The sequence below is a fragment of the Flavobacteriales bacterium TMED191 genome (assembly GCA_002171975.2).
Taxonomy (GTDB): Bacteria; Bacteroidota; Bacteroidia; order Flavobacteriales; family TMED113.
Window position 1 is genome coordinate 68071 of record NHIO02000019.1, and the last position, 15719, is coordinate 83789.

The 15719-nt window shown below is 30.0% G+C and carries 15 protein-coding genes; 12 read left to right on the plus strand and 3 right to left on the minus strand.

Features of this window, described 5'->3' with window-relative positions:
* Position 1 precedes the first annotated feature (1 nt).
* Complete coding sequence (locus tag CBD51_001540) at positions 2-2233, plus strand: T9SS C-terminal target domain-containing protein (protein ID RPG60275.1); 2232 nt, start codon at positions 2-4, stop codon at positions 2231-2233.
* Here the strand turns inward: CBD51_001540 and CBD51_001545 are convergent.
* From CBD51_001545 to CBD51_001555, 3 genes are all read right to left on the minus strand, one after another.
* The gene (locus tag CBD51_001545; GenBank protein RPG60276.1) at positions 2223-3467 is read right to left on the minus strand and encodes a DUF819 family protein; all 1245 of its coding nucleotides are present in this window, start codon (positions 3465-3467) and stop codon (positions 2223-2225) included. The two genes, CBD51_001540 and CBD51_001545, sit on opposite strands and share 11 nt — an antisense overlap.
* A gap of 4 nt (positions 3468-3471) precedes the next feature.
* The gene (locus tag CBD51_001550) at positions 3472-4236 is read right to left on the minus strand and encodes an alpha/beta fold hydrolase (GenBank protein RPG60277.1); all 765 of its coding nucleotides are present in this window, start codon (positions 4234-4236) and stop codon (positions 3472-3474) included.
* Entirely contained in the window at positions 4233-4946 is a 714-nt protein-coding gene (locus CBD51_001555) for a pyridoxine 5'-phosphate synthase (protein ID RPG60278.1), read from the minus strand. Before CBD51_001555 ends, CBD51_001550 begins: the two co-directional genes overlap by 4 nt.
* Before the next feature lie 61 nt (positions 4947-5007).
* On the opposite strand from CBD51_001555, the gene CBD51_001560 reads away from it, so the two are divergent.
* The 11 genes from CBD51_001560 to CBD51_001610 all read left to right on the plus strand — a co-directional run bounded on the left by CBD51_001560 (position 5008) and on the right by CBD51_001610 (position 15651).
* A complete protein-coding gene (locus tag CBD51_001560; protein ID RPG60279.1) occupies positions 5008-5664 on the plus strand; it encodes a CBS domain-containing protein in 657 nt (218 codons plus the stop codon).
* Between the two features lie 3 nt (positions 5665-5667).
* Entirely contained in the window at positions 5668-6567 is a 900-nt protein-coding gene (locus tag CBD51_001565) for an NAD kinase (protein ID RPG60280.1), read from the plus strand.
* The gene (locus tag CBD51_001570) at positions 6554-7387 is read left to right on the plus strand and encodes a hypothetical protein (protein RPG60281.1); all 834 of its coding nucleotides are present in this window, start codon (positions 6554-6556) and stop codon (positions 7385-7387) included. Before CBD51_001565 ends, CBD51_001570 begins: the two co-directional genes overlap by 14 nt.
* On the plus strand, positions 7384-8124 hold the full coding sequence (locus CBD51_001575; GenBank protein ID RPG60282.1) for an isoprenyl transferase: 741 nt from the start codon (positions 7384-7386) through the stop codon (positions 8122-8124). The genes CBD51_001570 and CBD51_001575 overlap by 4 nt, the downstream gene beginning before the upstream one ends.
* Positions 8030-10543 carry an outer membrane protein assembly factor BamA gene (gene bamA, locus CBD51_001580; protein ID RPG60283.1) on the plus strand — a complete coding sequence of 838 codons (2514 nt, stop codon included), beginning with the start codon at positions 8030-8032 and terminating at the stop codon, positions 10541-10543. The genes CBD51_001575 and bamA overlap by 95 nt, the downstream gene beginning before the upstream one ends.
* Positions 10544-10576: 33 nt before the next feature.
* Positions 10577-11077 carry an OmpH family outer membrane protein gene (locus CBD51_001585; protein ID RPG60284.1) on the plus strand — a complete coding sequence of 167 codons (501 nt, stop codon included), beginning with the start codon at positions 10577-10579 and terminating at the stop codon, positions 11075-11077.
* A gap of 17 nt (positions 11078-11094) precedes the next feature.
* The gene (locus CBD51_001590; GenBank protein ID RPG60285.1) at positions 11095-11601 is read left to right on the plus strand and encodes an OmpH family outer membrane protein; all 507 of its coding nucleotides are present in this window, start codon (positions 11095-11097) and stop codon (positions 11599-11601) included.
* Positions 11602-11619: 18 nt separating this feature from the next.
* On the plus strand, positions 11620-12423 hold the full coding sequence (gene murI, locus CBD51_001595) for a glutamate racemase (GenBank protein RPG60286.1): 804 nt from the start codon (positions 11620-11622) through the stop codon (positions 12421-12423).
* Between the two features lie 65 nt (positions 12424-12488).
* Positions 12489-13067 carry a NifU family protein gene (locus CBD51_001600; GenBank protein ID RPG60287.1) on the plus strand — a complete coding sequence of 193 codons (579 nt, stop codon included), beginning with the start codon at positions 12489-12491 and terminating at the stop codon, positions 13065-13067.
* A gap of 9 nt (positions 13068-13076) precedes the next feature.
* The gene (gene purH, locus CBD51_001605; GenBank protein ID RPG60288.1) at positions 13077-14606 is read left to right on the plus strand and encodes a bifunctional phosphoribosylaminoimidazolecarboxamide formyltransferase/IMP cyclohydrolase PurH; all 1530 of its coding nucleotides are present in this window, start codon (positions 13077-13079) and stop codon (positions 14604-14606) included.
* 4 nt (positions 14607-14610) lie between these two features.
* On the plus strand, positions 14611-15651 hold the full coding sequence (locus tag CBD51_001610) for a rod shape-determining protein (protein RPG60289.1): 1041 nt from the start codon (positions 14611-14613) through the stop codon (positions 15649-15651).
* Positions 15652-15719: the final 68 nt, after the last annotated feature.

The window sequence follows — 15719 nt, forward strand, 5'->3', positions numbered from 1 at the left end:
TATGAATAAGTACATTTTATCTATATGTTTATTGATTAGTTTGGTTTCATTTAGTCAACCTAATGACTATTATGCATCATGTGCAGGCTTAAGTGGTACAGAGTTAAAAGCCGAATTACATAATATCATTAGAAATCATACTTCATTTTCCTATACAACAACTAAAAGTATACTAAGAGCTGCTGATGAAGACCCAAATAACCCATCAAATATAATACTGGCATATAGTGGAAATTCCATTGATAAATTTGATTTTTCCTCAAACTTTGAACCTGACTTCTGGAATAGAGAGCACGTTTGGCCTAAATCTCATGGAGATTTTGATGCTGGTGATCCATTCGAAGTACCATTGTATACTGATGCTCATAATTTAAAGCCTGTTGATGCTAGTATGAATACTACAAGAGGCGAAAAAGATTTTAATAATGGAGGCCAAATTGTTTTAAATGGAACTGTTGAAACAGATTGCTTAGATACTAACTCGACATTTGAACCAAGAGACGAAGTTAAGGGAGATATTGCCCGTATTATACTATATATGGACGTTCGATATGAGGGGAATGGACTAGGTGCTAACGAACCAAATCTAGTACCAGTAGATGGATTAACAACATATCCAAATCCTCAAATAGGTGTTTTATCTACNTTATTACAATGGCATGAACAAGATCTGCCTGATGCATTTGAAAGAAAGAGAAATGATGTCATATATGACTGGCAAGGAAATCGAAATCCATTCATTGATTATCCTGAATTTGTCAATTATATTTATTCTGAAGAACCAACTATAAATTCAATTCAAATTGAAAATGTTCAAACTCCGAATCCAATAAGTGGAGGNGAGATATTTACTATTACAGCAAATGTGATAAGTTCGATAAATTGCCCTGTAACAGATGCAATACTAAATTACGGTAATAGTTGGTATGACCAGTCTAATAGTATTGTCATGTCTATTAATGAAGATGGTGAATACGAAGCAGAAATTCCTGCACAAATTTATAANTCTATGTTTTGTTATTCTATCACAGCTACAATCTGTGATGAAGCCTCTCAAAGCTTTTTTGGTTCAGAGATAATTCCTCCATTACCATTTGAAGGAATCATAACTCCTATTAGTGAAATTCAAGGACAATCCGAATTTTCTCCATTTGAAGGGCAATCTGTAAATACAACCGGTATTGTAACAGGTGCTTTTGCAAATAGCTTTTATATACAAGATGGTGCAACGCCTTGGTCTGGTATATATATTTATAGCGGAGGTGCACTGCCATCAATGGGAGATAGTGTAATTGTATCGGGCGATATAAGTGAATTTTGTTGGGATGGTAGCCCCTGCAACTGTAGTGCTTGTGGAGGCGCAGGAGTAACAGAATTTTATCAGCCCGAAGACATATACATTATTAGCAATAACAACCCTTTACCTGAGCCATTATTAGTAACTAGTGGAACTGCTTTATCTGAAGAATATGAGGGAGTATTAATTAGAATGGAAAATGTCGAATGTGTATCATTACCTGGAGGATTTGGAGTTTGGGAAGTTAATGACGGGAGTGGAAGTTGTGGTATTCATAATACCCCAGACGGCTATGAATTTGACCCAGTAATTGGAGACACATATAATATAACTGGGATAGTTACATCTACCTTTAATGATTGGAAAGTAGACTTAAGAATTCCCTCTGATGTAGAAAGTGGACCTGATGAAAATGCGCCATTTATATCAACCCATAGTTGTTTTCAAGTAGGTAATAATTATTATGTATATATATACTTTAATGAACCTATTGATCCCAATTATATCTACTCTGATAATTTTTTCATCACAAATGCAACTATAACAGATATTACAACTGACATGTTTGATCCCACAAAAATTACTTTAACATTAGATAATATTGTCTCTTCTAATATTGGTTTAATAATTACAGAANTAGGAGACCTTTTGGGCAATATCGGTTCTAACCTAACCTATTCCATTGATTGCGATTTTCAAACTAGTTTAATGAATTGGGAAAAAGAAAATTCCTTTTTTCCAAATCCAAGTGAAGGAACTATTCACATTAATTTAATTGAAAAATCTAACGTAGTTAATATATATAATTGCTTTGGACAAATAGTCTACAATACTGTATTAAATGCTGGACAAAATAAAATTGATCTTAAAAAATCTGGACTTTATTATATGGAGGTCAATGGTGGATCCAAAGAACCTCTATTAATTATAAACTAGCAAATTGCATTAATATACCGCACAGCCAAGCCGCATATGTACCTAATGCATAGCCTAAGACTGCCAATAATACTCCCACTGGTGCTAGTGATGGATGAAAAGCAGAAGCNACTANAGGAGCAGATGCTGCCCCNCCTACATTAGCTTGACTTCCAACAGCCACAAAAAAGAATGGAGCTCTTATAATTTTAGCAACAATTAATAATAAAATTACATGAATTAACATCCATATTAATCCGAGCAAAAAAATACCAGGAGCATCCAAAATTGCTAATGCATTCATCTTCATTCCTATAGTAGCAACTAAAATATATAAAAATATTGAGCCTATAGTTGAAGCGCCAGCACCTTCNTATTGTCTAAATTTTGTAAATGATAAGACTAAACCACCTGTAGTCGCAACAACAATAAGCCAAAAAAACTTACTCGTCAAACTAAATTTAGATAGAAAAGGAAAGTTCATCTGAATATATGGAGCCATAATATCTGCAAAAGCATGTGCAAGTCCCGTCATACCAAATGCAATTGACAATATAACCATAAAGTCTATAAAAGAGGGAATACGTTGATTTTTTTCCTTGAACTTAATTAATTGATTTTTTAAATCATCTATCGCTGAAGCATCTGCTTTTAACCAAGCATCCATTTTTTTACTAATTCCTGCTCCATATAATAAAAAGCCCATCCATATATTAGCAACAATAACATCTACTGTAATCATAGAACTAAAAATTTGATCATTTACATCAAACATTTCTTTCATTGCTGCTTGATTAGCTCCACCACCAATCCAACTACCAGCGACAGTNCTTAGTCCTCTCCATAAATCATCCGATGATATAGGTATAATATTGGGAAAAAGATGCGTAACTAAAATTAAACTTAAAGGACCTCCNATTAAAATACCCATTGTTCCCGTTAAAAACATAATAATAGCTTTAGGGCCGAGGTTTCTTATTTTCTGTAAATCAATACTTAATGTTAAAAGAATTAAACTGGCTGGTAATAAATATCTTGAAGCAATATAATAAAGATTTGACTCCTCGCCTGAAATCACTCCTAAACTATTAAATATAGAAGGGATAAAGTAACATAATAATAAAGCTGGCACATATTTAAAAAAAATCTTAATTTGATAAACATTGCTTTTTTCTAAAACAAAAATGATAGTTAACATAACGATTAAGAAGCCTAGAACTGTCGCATCATTATTGAAAATTGCCATATAATTCATAATTTCATGTATTTAAAATGTTATTAATTGTTTTTAAAAAAATTGTCTTTTGATCAAAATGAACCCAATGGCCTGAATCAGGTATATTGAATAATTTAAAATTAGGAAAAAAGCTATTAATTATTGGTAAATCTGAATCTAAAATATAATTAGATTTCTGACCTTTAATAAAANAACTAAAACCATTCCATGTATTTTCTAATAATTCAAAATTCATTAATTGATCTAGAGATTGATAAATAGATTCTATATTAAATCTGAACTTTAATTCTTTATCATTTATCCAATATAAATTTTTTAATAGAAACTGAATCATATTCATATCAAACTCATTTTTCATCAATATTTGCTCAACTTCTTTTCTACGGGTAATTTTTGATAGTTGAACTTCACGTAATAATGAAACTAAATTTTTATGAGTTTGTGGGTATTTTTTTGGAGCAATATCAACAATAATTAATTTATTAATTATCTCTGGGTATTTTAACGCAAAATACATTGCTGTTTTACCTCCCATAGAGTGTCCTAAAAGATGAGTATTAGCCAAACTATAATGACTGACATAATTAAATAGATCACTACACATATCATTGTAATTATGAGTTATATCATGAAATGATTTGCCGTGATTTCTTTGATCCAAAATATGTACCTGAAAATTAGCTGATAAGTATTTAGCAATACTAAACCAATTATCCAAAGAACCAAATAAACCATGTAAAATTATAAGACTTGGACCTTCACCAATAATTTTAGAATTTAAAATCATTTCAAAAGTCTTTTATAAGAGCTAATTGTTTCTTTTAAACCTAAATATAATGCATCACAAATTAACGCATGACCAATTGAAACTTCTAGTAAATTAGGAATGGTTTTATGAAAAAAATTTAAATTGTGTAAATCTAAATCATGACCTGCATTTAATCCAAGATTTAATTCGTTAGCATAATTTGCAGCTGTAAAATATTGTTTAATAGCATCATGCTTATTCAATGGATAATTTGTAGAGTAAAATTCCGTGTAAAGCTCAACTCTATCTGAATTAATTTCTTTAGCTGCCCTAATCATTTCTTTCTGGGGTGCAATAAATATAGAAGTTCTGATGCCCTCTAAATGTAATTTATTAATCACTGAGGATAAAAAGTTTTTATTTTTTATAACATCCCAACCTTGATTGGACGTAAGTACATTAGGGGGGTCAGGAACTAAAGTGACCTGTGTAGGTTTTATTTTCAAAACCAGCGTTATAAACTCTTCTGAGGGATAACCTTCAATATTAAATTCTTTTGTAATTACTTTAGCAAGACTAAATAAATCGGAACTTTTAATATGTCTTTCATCAGGTCTTGGATGTACCGTAATTCCATCTGCTCCAAAAGATTCACAATCAATGGCAAATTGAGTGATATTAGGCCTCCCCCCCCCTCTTGCATTTCTTAATGTAGCAGCTTTGTTTATATTTACACTAAGGCGTGTCATAATTTTACATTTTATTTTATTAAAAGTCTTAAGTTTGTTTAAATATACATTAAGAAATTAAATGATATTAGATATTATAAAAAAAGATATTGATCCGCTAAATATAAAAGATGAAGGCATTTATGCACTATCTATAATGGATGAATATAAAGTTAACCACCTTCCTGTTATTAATTCGCAAAATGAACTTCTTGGACTCATCAATGAAAGTACAATTTTGAATATGGAAGACTTACAAAAATCTATACAATCTATCAAAAATAAACTTCATAACATTTATATATATTTTGATGAGCATATATTTAAAGCAATTCAAATAATTTCAGAAAATCAACTAACACTAGTTCCTGTAATAAACAAAGAATATCAATATGTTGGATATATTAAAGCAGTCGATATTATAACAAAAATTGGAACCATCAATGTAAATCAATCTAGTATGTGTATCCTAATTATAACTACAAACGAAAACAACTACATGCTTTCTGAAATATCTAGATTGATTGAAGAAAATAATGGCAAAGTACTTTCATTATTTACAGAATTTAAAGACAATAAGATTAATATAAACATCATGATAAGGTGTTCAAATGCGGAAAGAATTATACAAGCTCTAGAAAGATATGATTATAATATTTCTAATAAATTTATCAATCAACCAGATTTAGATAATTTAGATGATAGATTTGAATCCTTTATAAAATTTCTAAACCCCTAGTATATGAAATTAATACTGCATGGTAAAAAATTCTCAAAAAATATTGGTGAACAGATAATCTGTTTTATTGATGAGCTAATTTTGGGAAATCATAATATTATTTGCACAAAATCTTTTTTTCAATTATTAGAAAAAAGAACTTTTAAATACAATAATAAAACGATTAAAACGATTAAATCTATAGACGAGGTTCAACAAAATATTGATTATATTATTTGTTTTGGTGGAGATGGTACAATCTTAGATGCTGCTACATTAGTTAAAAACACTGAAATACCAATTGTTGGAATTAATACTGGAAGACTTGGTTTTTTAGCAACAATTTCAAGGAATGAAATATCTACATTAATGCATTATTTAACTAACAAAAAATACCAACTGAGTAATCGGACTCTGCTAGAAATTCAAGCTGAAGATACCAACTTGCCATTCCCATATGCTCTAAATGAAATATCCGTCTCATCAAAAGAAAACTCCTCAATGATTAATATTCAAGTTTTATTAAATAATGAGTATTTAAACACTTATTGGGCTGATGGGCTAATTATTTCTACTCCTACTGGCTCTACTGGTTATTCATTGAGTTGTGGTGGACCTATTGTGATGCCTAATTCTAATAATTTTATAATTACACCAATTGCACCTCATAATTTAAATGTCCGTCCACTAATTGTTTCTGATAATAATATCATCAAACTTAAGATTATTGATCCTAATAATAGTCGGAAATTTTTATTATCCATGGACTCAAGAAATGAATATCTTAGAAAAGGAACCTGTATAACTATCAAAAAAGCAAATTATAATATTAAATTACTAGAATTACTTTCAGCAAATTACTCACAAACAATTAGAGAAAAGCTTCTATGGGGCTTAGACACTAGAAACTATGAAGTACTATAAAATATACAATAATACCATTACTATTTGCTTGTTTATTTTCTCAATCCAGATAGGATATGGCCAAACTAATGAATTAGGATTATTTGTTGGTGGGACCCTATTTCATGGCGATGTTGGTTATCAAAATTCCGAAAATGCTATTTTAGAATCTCAACCAACAGTTGGTATTGAATTCAAAAGAAACTTTAATTATTATTTTGGACTAAACCTATCAATTAAATCTGGTAAGATTCAATCAAATGATTTAGAAAGCAATGATTTCTATATAAATACAAGAAATTTGAAATTCAAATCTAGAATTACCGAATTTGCATTACTATTAGAATTTAATTTTCGACCATATTCAAGTAGAGATTCTGATTACAACTTTAGTCCTTTTATATTCTCTGGAGTTAGTAAATACTACTATAATCCCCAGAACCAATCTAATAATGGTTTATGGTATAACCTAAGACCATTATCAACTGAGGGTCAAGGATCGGATTTTTATCCTGCTCGAGATTTGTATCAACTATCGGGAATTTCCATACCTTTTGGTGTTGGCTATAAAGCCAATATTTTTAATTATATCACATTATCTTTGACCGTAGGTTGGAGAATTACATTTAATGATTATCTTGATGATGTAAGCACAACATATATAGATGAATCAATTATGACAGACTTAGCTCTAGAACTTGCTGAACCTTCATCTCATAATTTTAGCGACGGATTTCAAAGAGGTGACCCAAACAATAAAGATAAATATGGCTTTTTGGGCGTGAGTATTATCTATAGCATAAAAGACCCTATACAAGAATGTATTGATTTTATTCAATGAATATATATAGACAAATTATTAAAAATAATATCCCTGAACATATAGCTATCATTATGGATGGTAATGGTCGGTGGGCAAAAGAAAAAGGAAAAAATAGGTTTTCTGGACATATTCAGGGTGTAAGATCTGTTAATACCATTGTGAAAACTGCAATTAAATTGAATATACAATACCTTACTCTATTTACATTTTCTAAAGAAAATTGGGCACGACCTAAAAAAGAAGTAGAAATGTTAATGGACTTATTTGTTGCAACCATAAATAAGAATAAAAATAGTTTTTTAAAAAATGAAATTAAACTTCAAACTATAGGAAATACAAAAGACTTACCTAAAAAATCTCAAGAAATATTGGAAGAGATTATTGAAAAAACACAGTATAATAATAAATTAACACTGACACTTGCTCTAAGTTACAGCGGAAGAAGCGAAATACTATATGCTCTAAATTCAATAATAAAAAAAGGCTCAAAAAAAGAAATTATAAATGAAGCGATATTTAATAAATACTTACAAACTTCTAATATACCTGACCCCGAATTATTAATAAGAACAGGTGGTGAAAAAAGGATAAGTAATTTTTTACTTTGGCAAATTGCTTATTCTGAATTGTATTTTAGTGAAAAAAAATGGCCTGATTTTGATGAAGAAGAATTATATATGGCTATTTTTGAATACCAAAAAAGAGAGAGACGTTTTGGGAAAACAACTGAACAAATTGAAAATGAAAAGTTTTAACTTCATATTTATTTTAATATTAAATTGTTTTTTTGCTTTAGGACAACAGCAAACTACAAGCCAAAAATACATTTTAGGGGGTATCGAATTAACTGGCAATCATAATTTGGATAATCCTTCGATTTTAAGAATAATGAACCTATCTATTGGGCAAGAATTATCTGCACCAGGTGAAGAAATATCAAACGGAGTAAAAGCTCTTTGGAATCAAAATATTTTTTCAGACATACAAGTATGGAAACGTCAACAAGACAATAAAATAATAATTCTTGAAATTTATTTAGAAGCACTCCCTTCACTAACAAAATTCAAATTTATTGGGATTAAAAAGTCGGAAGAAGATGCATTAAGAGATAAAATTGACTTACAAATAGGTATGGCCGTAAGTTCTAGCTTATTATATAATACGAACCAAATAATAGAAAATCATTTTGTTGAAAAAGGCTTTTTACAAACTACTTGTCAATCTAAAGTTATTCCAGATTCTATTAATGAGAATAGGAAAACATTACATTTTGTAATAGATAAGAAAGAGAGAGTCAAAATTAAATCCATTAACTTTTCTGGAAACAATAATATAAAAGCTTCGAAATTAAAAAAAGTGATGAAAAACACAAGAGAAACAGGCCTTAGATATCTATTCTCTTCATCTAAGATAATCGAAAAAGATTATGCAGAAGATTTAAAATCTATTATTAATTTTTATCATTCTAAAGGATTTCGTGATTTGGAAATAATAAATGAAGATTTTGTAGAATTATCAGATCAAAATATGCAAATAAATATTGAAATTAAGGAGGGTGAACAATACTTCTTTGGAGATATTTCATGGCTTGGAAATAAAAAATATGAATCAGAAAAATTAACCGAAATTTTAGGAATTAAAAAAGGAGACATATTTGACTCTGCATTATTAGATGAACGTTTAAACATGAGTAGAAATGGAGATGATATAAGTGCGTTATATATGGATGATGGTTATCTTTTTTTTCAAATAAATCCTGTTGAGACTGTAATTAACTCTAATAAATATATTGATTTAGAACTACAAATCACTGAGGGTAAACAAGCAAAAATTCGTAATGTAAAAGTAGAGGGGAACACAAAAACAAATGATAGGGTTATTATGAGAGAGATTAGATCATTACCTGGTGAGTTATTTAAAAGGTCTGATATTATTAGAACACAGGAAGAATTTAATCGACTTGGTTTTTTTAATCCTGAATCATTAGGTGTAAATCCTATTCCAGACCCACAAACTGGAAATGTAGATATTCATTATTCCGTTGAAGAAAAGCCTGCCGATCAGGTTGAATTACAAGGTGGATGGGGAAATGGAATGTTTGTAGGCTCATTTGGTGTAAGTTTTAGTAACTTTTCAACGAAAGGAATAAAAGATAAAACTACATGGTCGCCATTACCGACTGGTGATGGACAACGACTAAGTCTAAGAGCACGATCTAATGGTTCATACTATCAAAATTATAGTATATCATTTGAAGAGCCGTGGCTAGGAGGGAAAAAACCAAACTCTTTTTCTATTGCATTATGGAAATCTGTACAATCATTTACTGAGGGTTCTTCTATGAAAATAATTGGTATAAGTGTTGGTCTTGGTAAGCGTATTAAATGGCCTGATGACTATTTTACCATTCAAAATAGCTTCAATATTAATAGATATCAACTTGAAGATTATCAAACTAGTTTATTTGATTTTAGTGATGGATACTCTAATAATATAAATATTTCAACTACTATTAGTCGTAATTCAATTTTTAATCCAATCTATCCGAGATATGGATCTAGGTTTTCTATTAATCTTGAAATTACACCTCCTTACTCTTTATTGACCAATGAGAACTATTCTGAAATGGGAGATCAAGAAAAATTTAAATTTTTAGAATATAAAAAATTGAAAGCTCAAGGAACCTGGTTCAGTGCAATATCAGGAGATCTTGTTTTAAAAACACATTTTGAGTTTGGATTTTTATCTGCATATAACCAACAGCTTGGTATCCCGCCATTTGAAAGATTCTTTGTGGGAGGCGATGGGCTCAGTGGATACTCACTAGATGGTCGGGAATTAATATCATTAAGAGGCTACCCGAACAACTCTCTTAGCGAAAATGATGGAGCGCCGATTTATAGTAAATATAATATTGAGATAAGGTATCCTATATCTTTAAATCCCAACTCAACAATATATGCACTAGGATTTTTAGAAGCAGGAAACTCATGGATGAATTTTAATCAATTTAACCCTTTTGAAGTAAAAAGATCCGCTGGTTTAGGTATTCGAATTTTTATGCCAATGTTTGGTGTTTTAGGTGTCGACTTTGGACATGGATTTGATAATATTCCAGGATATACTACAAAAAGTGGATGGCAAACCCACTTTACTATTGGTCAACAATTTTAATTTATTAAATTTGTCATTAGAATTTTAAAAAACATGAAACATTTAATCTTTATTATTGGTTTATTCACTTCACTTATCCATGCTCAAAACATAGCCTATGTAGATAGCCGTTATATTTTAGATAATATTCCTGAATTTAACGCTGCTCAAGAAGAACTAAACAATTTGTCAATAGAATGGCAAGAAGAAATTGACTTATTAAAAAATGATGTAGAAAAATTATATCGTACATACCAAGCAGAACAATATCTTCTACCTGAAGAGAAAAAAAAACAAAGGGAGGAATTAATTATATTAAAAGAAAAAGAAGTTAAAATATTAACAAAACAACGGTTCGGACCTGATGGAGACTTATATAATAGGCAACAAGCACTTATACAACCCATTCAAGAGTTAATATACACAGCGATTAATGAATTTGCTGACGAAGCTAAATATGACATCATTTTTGACAAATCCTCCGAATTAATTATGTTATTTTCACACCCAGAATTGGACAAAAGTGATGAAATAATTGAAAAACTAGGTTATTAACAAATAAAAAAATACTCATGAAAATAAAATATTTTACTACTACTATATGTTTATTAATTGGTTTAATTGGATATTCACAACAACTATTAGGTCATATTAATTCTCAAGAAATAATTTCTATAATGCCAGAGGCAGCAACAGCACAACTTGCATTACAACAAGAGGTTGAAAACTTGCAAGAGCAAGCACAAATGATGGGAAGTGAGTATGAAGCACAATTAAAGGATTTTCAAGTAAATCAAGACAGTATGTCTGAAGCAATTAGAAATGATAAATTGAAAAGCCTACAAGATCTTGAAGAAAGAATTACACTTTTTCAACAATCTGCACAACAAAGCATCCAACTAAAAGAAGCTGAACTATTTGAGCCTATCCTAACAAAGATTCAAAATGCAATCGATGAGGTATCTAAGGATAAAGGATATTCATATGTATTTGATATTGGTGGTAATGCTGGGGGTCTTGTCTATAAAAATGATACACATGATATTACTAACATGGTTAAAGCTCAATTAAATTTATAGTTTAACAAAATATATAAATTGAACCCTGAAGGCCCTATAGGAATATTTGATTCTGGGATTGGAGGACTTACTGTAGCATCTTCTATCAGTAGGCTGATGCCTGATGAACAAATAATTTACTTTGGGGACACTCAACATCTACCTTACGGAAGTAAGTCATTTAAACGTATAAACTATTACTGCAATAAAATCGTAGATTTCCTGCTTAATAAAAACTGTAAAGCAATTGTAATAGCATGTAATAGCGCATCTGCAGCTGCATATTTCCAAATTAATCAACAAGTCGAAAATAAAGCGTTACTATTTAATGTAATAGATCCTGTCATAGATTATGTTGCAGAAAAAAAAAAAATCAAACACATAGGTGTAATTGGCACTAATGCTACAATAGAATCAAATATATATGCTGAGAAAATTAAATCCTACAAAAATAATGTGAAGGTATCAAGTTTAGCTACACCTCTGCTTGCTAACCTAATAGAAGAAGATAATCACCAATTATTTACAAAAGGTATTTTAGATTCATACCTGAATAATAAAATACTAAAAGATATTGATAGTTTAATTCTAGGGTGCACTCACTATCCATTAATTACAAAGGAGATTAATGAATACTTCAATTTTAAAGTTGAAATAATCAATTCTATTGACCATATAAAAACTAAAATTAAAAATTCATTAAAAGAAAAAAAAGCATTAAAAAGTAAATCTAAAAATCTACAACATCAATTTTATGTCTCAGACTATACAGAAAATTTTCAAAAAAAAACTGAATTATTCTTTTCATCAAAAATATTATTAGAAGAAGTAAATATTTTTTAATAAATAATCACTTATATTTTTTATTGCATTATCTTTATCGATAAGATAATATTACTAATAATTTCATGTCGCAGGCATCACCATACATTATTTATTCAGAATCAACTCCAAACCCAGCTGTCATGAAGTTCGTCTCCAACAAGATGTTAGCAAAAGAATCTAGAGAGTACTTGACTGTTAATGAAACAGAGAAATTAACTTTAATGAGAAAATTATTTACATTTCCATTTGTAAAAGAAATTTTTATTTCCAACAATTATATATCTATAAAAAAACATGAGTCTGTAGAATGGATGGATATCACAAATCAATTAAGAATACTTATTCAAGAATCTCTGAATAATGGCATTCTAATTTATGTGAGTAATAAAACTAAGAAAAGTGAAAAAAAATCCAATAAAAAAAAATCTCAACTAATAATTCAAATTGAGCAAATCCTGGATAAATATATAAGGCCTGGTATTCAAATGGATGGTGGAGATATAGAATTAGTTTCATGTGAAAAAGGCGTTTTAAAAGTTTTTTTAAAGGGGGCATGTAGTGGTTGCCCATCTTCTCAAATGACATTAAAGAATGGTATTGAAAGCCTTTTAAAAGACAAGCTTGCTGAAAAAATAACAGAAGTTGTTGCGATTAACCATTAAATCATATAAATGAAAAAAATTCAAAATGTACTAATTTCAGTATATAATAAATCCGAAATTTTACCAATTGCAAAACTTTTTAAAAAACTAAAGATTACAATCATATCAACGGGTGGAACACAAAAGTTTTTAGAACAACATAATATCCCAATTAATTCTGTTGAAGATATTACAGCATATCCATCAATATTAGGTGGAAGAGTTAAAACCCTCCATCCTAAAGTATTTGGAGGGATTCTTAGCAGATCTGATAATAAATCCGATCAGATGGATTTAGATAAATTCAATATTAAAACAATTGATATGGTTATCGTTGATTTATATCCATTTCAAGCAACATTAATGAACACACAAAATCATAAAGAAATTATTGAAAAAATAGATATCGGTGGTGTTTCATTGATTAGAGCGGCCGCTAAAAACTACGTAGAAACGCTTGTTGTAAGTAGTATGGAAGATATTAACGACGCAGCTAAATTAATTAAGCAAAATGATGGTCAAACAACGTTGGAAGATCGATTAAATTTTGCACAAAAGTCATTTGTCACAACATCAAATTATGAGTTAGCAATTTCGAAATATTTTGACTCTAAAATCCAAAAAAATAATATATTACCTTCGATGTTTAAAAAAAATATTGTAGATGCTCAATGGCTTAGATATGGTGAAAACCCACATCAAGAAGGTGTCTTTTATGGTGACATAACTCAGAACTTTGAACAATTAAACGGCAAGCAACTATCTTATAATAACCTCCTAGATCTTGATGCTGCAATTAGCTTAATTGAAGAGTTCTCAACAACCTCATTTGGTATTTTTAAGCACAACAATGCATGTGGTTTTGCATCGGATAACAATATAACAAAAGCCTGGGCAAAGGCTTTAGCAGCCGACCCCATATCTGCTTTTGGAGGAGTTCTTGTCACAAATGATACTATCAATTATGAAGTTGCTCAACAAATCAATAAATTATTTTTTGAAATACTAATTGCTCCTAAATTTGAAAAAAAAGCACTTGAATTATTAAAAAGTAAAAAAAATCGTATTATTTTAAAGAAAAAAAATACTAACTTAGAAAAAGTGTCATTTAGAACAGTTTTAAATGGAGTACTTTGTCAACAAAAAGATCATAAAGATGGTAAGGAGACTATTGAAGTTGTGTCAAAAGTAAAGGTATCAAAAACTCAAATGGAAGATTTAATATTTGCTAATAAAATTTGTAAACACACTAAATCAAATGCAATAATTTTAGCAAAAAACAAGCAGTTGCTAGGATCAGGTTGTGGTCAAACTTCTAGAATAGATGCTCTCAAACATGCTATTGCAAAAGCAAAGCAGTTTTCTTTAAATCTTGAAAATGCTGCGATGGCATCAGACGCATTTTTTCCATTTCCTGATTGCGTTGAAATAGCAAATTCTGAGGGTGTAAAAACTATTATACAACCAGGAGGTTCAAAAAATGACAATCTATCTATAGATTATTGTAATAATAATGATATGGCTATGATATTTACTAACACCAGACATTTTAAACATTGAAATTTTGAGATTATTTGATTTTTTTACCGAAGATATTGCAATTGATTTAGGAACTGCTAATACATTAATCATTCATAATGATAAAGTGGTAGTTGATGAACCCTCTATTGTAGCTACAGAACTAAAAACTGCAAAAGTTATTGCTGTGGGGACCAAGGCTCAGCAAATGCATGGTAAAGCCCATAGGGGTATTGAAACTAATCGACCATTAAAAGATGGTGTAATTGCAGATTTTGATGCAGCTGAACAAATGATTAAAGAATTTATAAAAAGTATTCCTTCATTACAAAATAGATTCTGGGCTCCGTCCTTAAGAATGGTCATCTGCATACCATCTGGAATTACTGAAGTTGAAAAAAGAGCTGTTCGAGACTCGGCTGAAATTTCAGGTGCAAAAGAAGTGTACCTTATTCATGAGCCTATGGCAGCAGCGATTGGAATGGGTATAGAAGTTCAAGAACCTAGAGGGAATATGATTATTGATATTGGAGGCGGTACAACTGAAATTGCTGTCTTATCACTTGGCGGAATCGTAAAAGATAAATCTATTAAGGTAGCAGGTGATATTTTCACATCAGATATTCGATATTTCATGCGTCAAAATCATAATTTAGTTATTGGCGAAAGATCTGCTGAAAGAATTAAAATTGAAGTTGGAGCTGCTCTTGAAAACTTAGAAGATACTGATAAAGAGTTACCACCTAATTGGGAGGTACAAGGAAGAGATCAAACTACTGGTAAGCCAAAAGCGGTTGAAGTGTCCTACAAAGAAATTGCACGTGCATTAGATGCATCAATTAAACAAATAGAAGATGCAATTATGCAAGCACTTGCAATGACTCCACCTGAACTAGCTGCTGATATTTATAATAGTGGAATTTATCTTGCTGGTGGTGGTGCAATGCTAAGAGGCTTAGATGATAGAATTCGAAATAAAACCGACCTACCTGTTTATGTTGGAGAAGACCCTTTAAGAGCCGTTGTTCGTGGTACTGGTATTGCTTTAAAAAACATTGATCAATATGACGGTGTATTAATGAGATAAATTTATGAACAGGATTCTTCAAATACTGACAAAAAATCATGTATTTTTTGTTTTTGTTATCCTTGAAT

Excerpts from the sequence above, each read along its gene's own strand:
- bamA (RPG60283.1), top strand. The coding sequence starts at position 8,030 with ATGAAGAAGAATTATATATGGCTATTTTTGAATACCAAAAAAGAGAGA.
- CBD51_001555 (RPG60278.1), bottom strand. The coding sequence starts at position 4,946 with ATGACACGCCTTAGTGTAAATATAAACAAAGCTGCTACATTAAGAAAT.
- CBD51_001575 (RPG60282.1), top strand. The coding sequence starts at position 7,384 with ATGAATATATATAGACAAATTATTAAAAATAATATCCCTGAACATATA.
- purH (RPG60288.1), top strand. The coding sequence starts at position 13,077 with ATGAAAAAAATTCAAAATGTACTAATTTCAGTATATAATAAATCCGAA.
- CBD51_001565 (RPG60280.1), top strand. The coding sequence starts at position 5,668 with ATGAAATTAATACTGCATGGTAAAAAATTCTCAAAAAATATTGGTGAA.
- CBD51_001590 (RPG60285.1), top strand. The coding sequence starts at position 11,095 with ATGAAAATAAAATATTTTACTACTACTATATGTTTATTAATTGGTTTA.
- CBD51_001600 (RPG60287.1), top strand. The coding sequence starts at position 12,489 with ATGTCGCAGGCATCACCATACATTATTTATTCAGAATCAACTCCAAAC.
- CBD51_001585 (RPG60284.1), top strand. The coding sequence starts at position 10,577 with ATGAAACATTTAATCTTTATTATTGGTTTATTCACTTCACTTATCCAT.
- CBD51_001570 (RPG60281.1), top strand. The coding sequence starts at position 6,554 with ATGAAGTACTATAAAATATACAATAATACCATTACTATTTGCTTGTTT.
- CBD51_001560 (RPG60279.1), top strand. The coding sequence starts at position 5,008 with ATGATATTAGATATTATAAAAAAAGATATTGATCCGCTAAATATAAAA.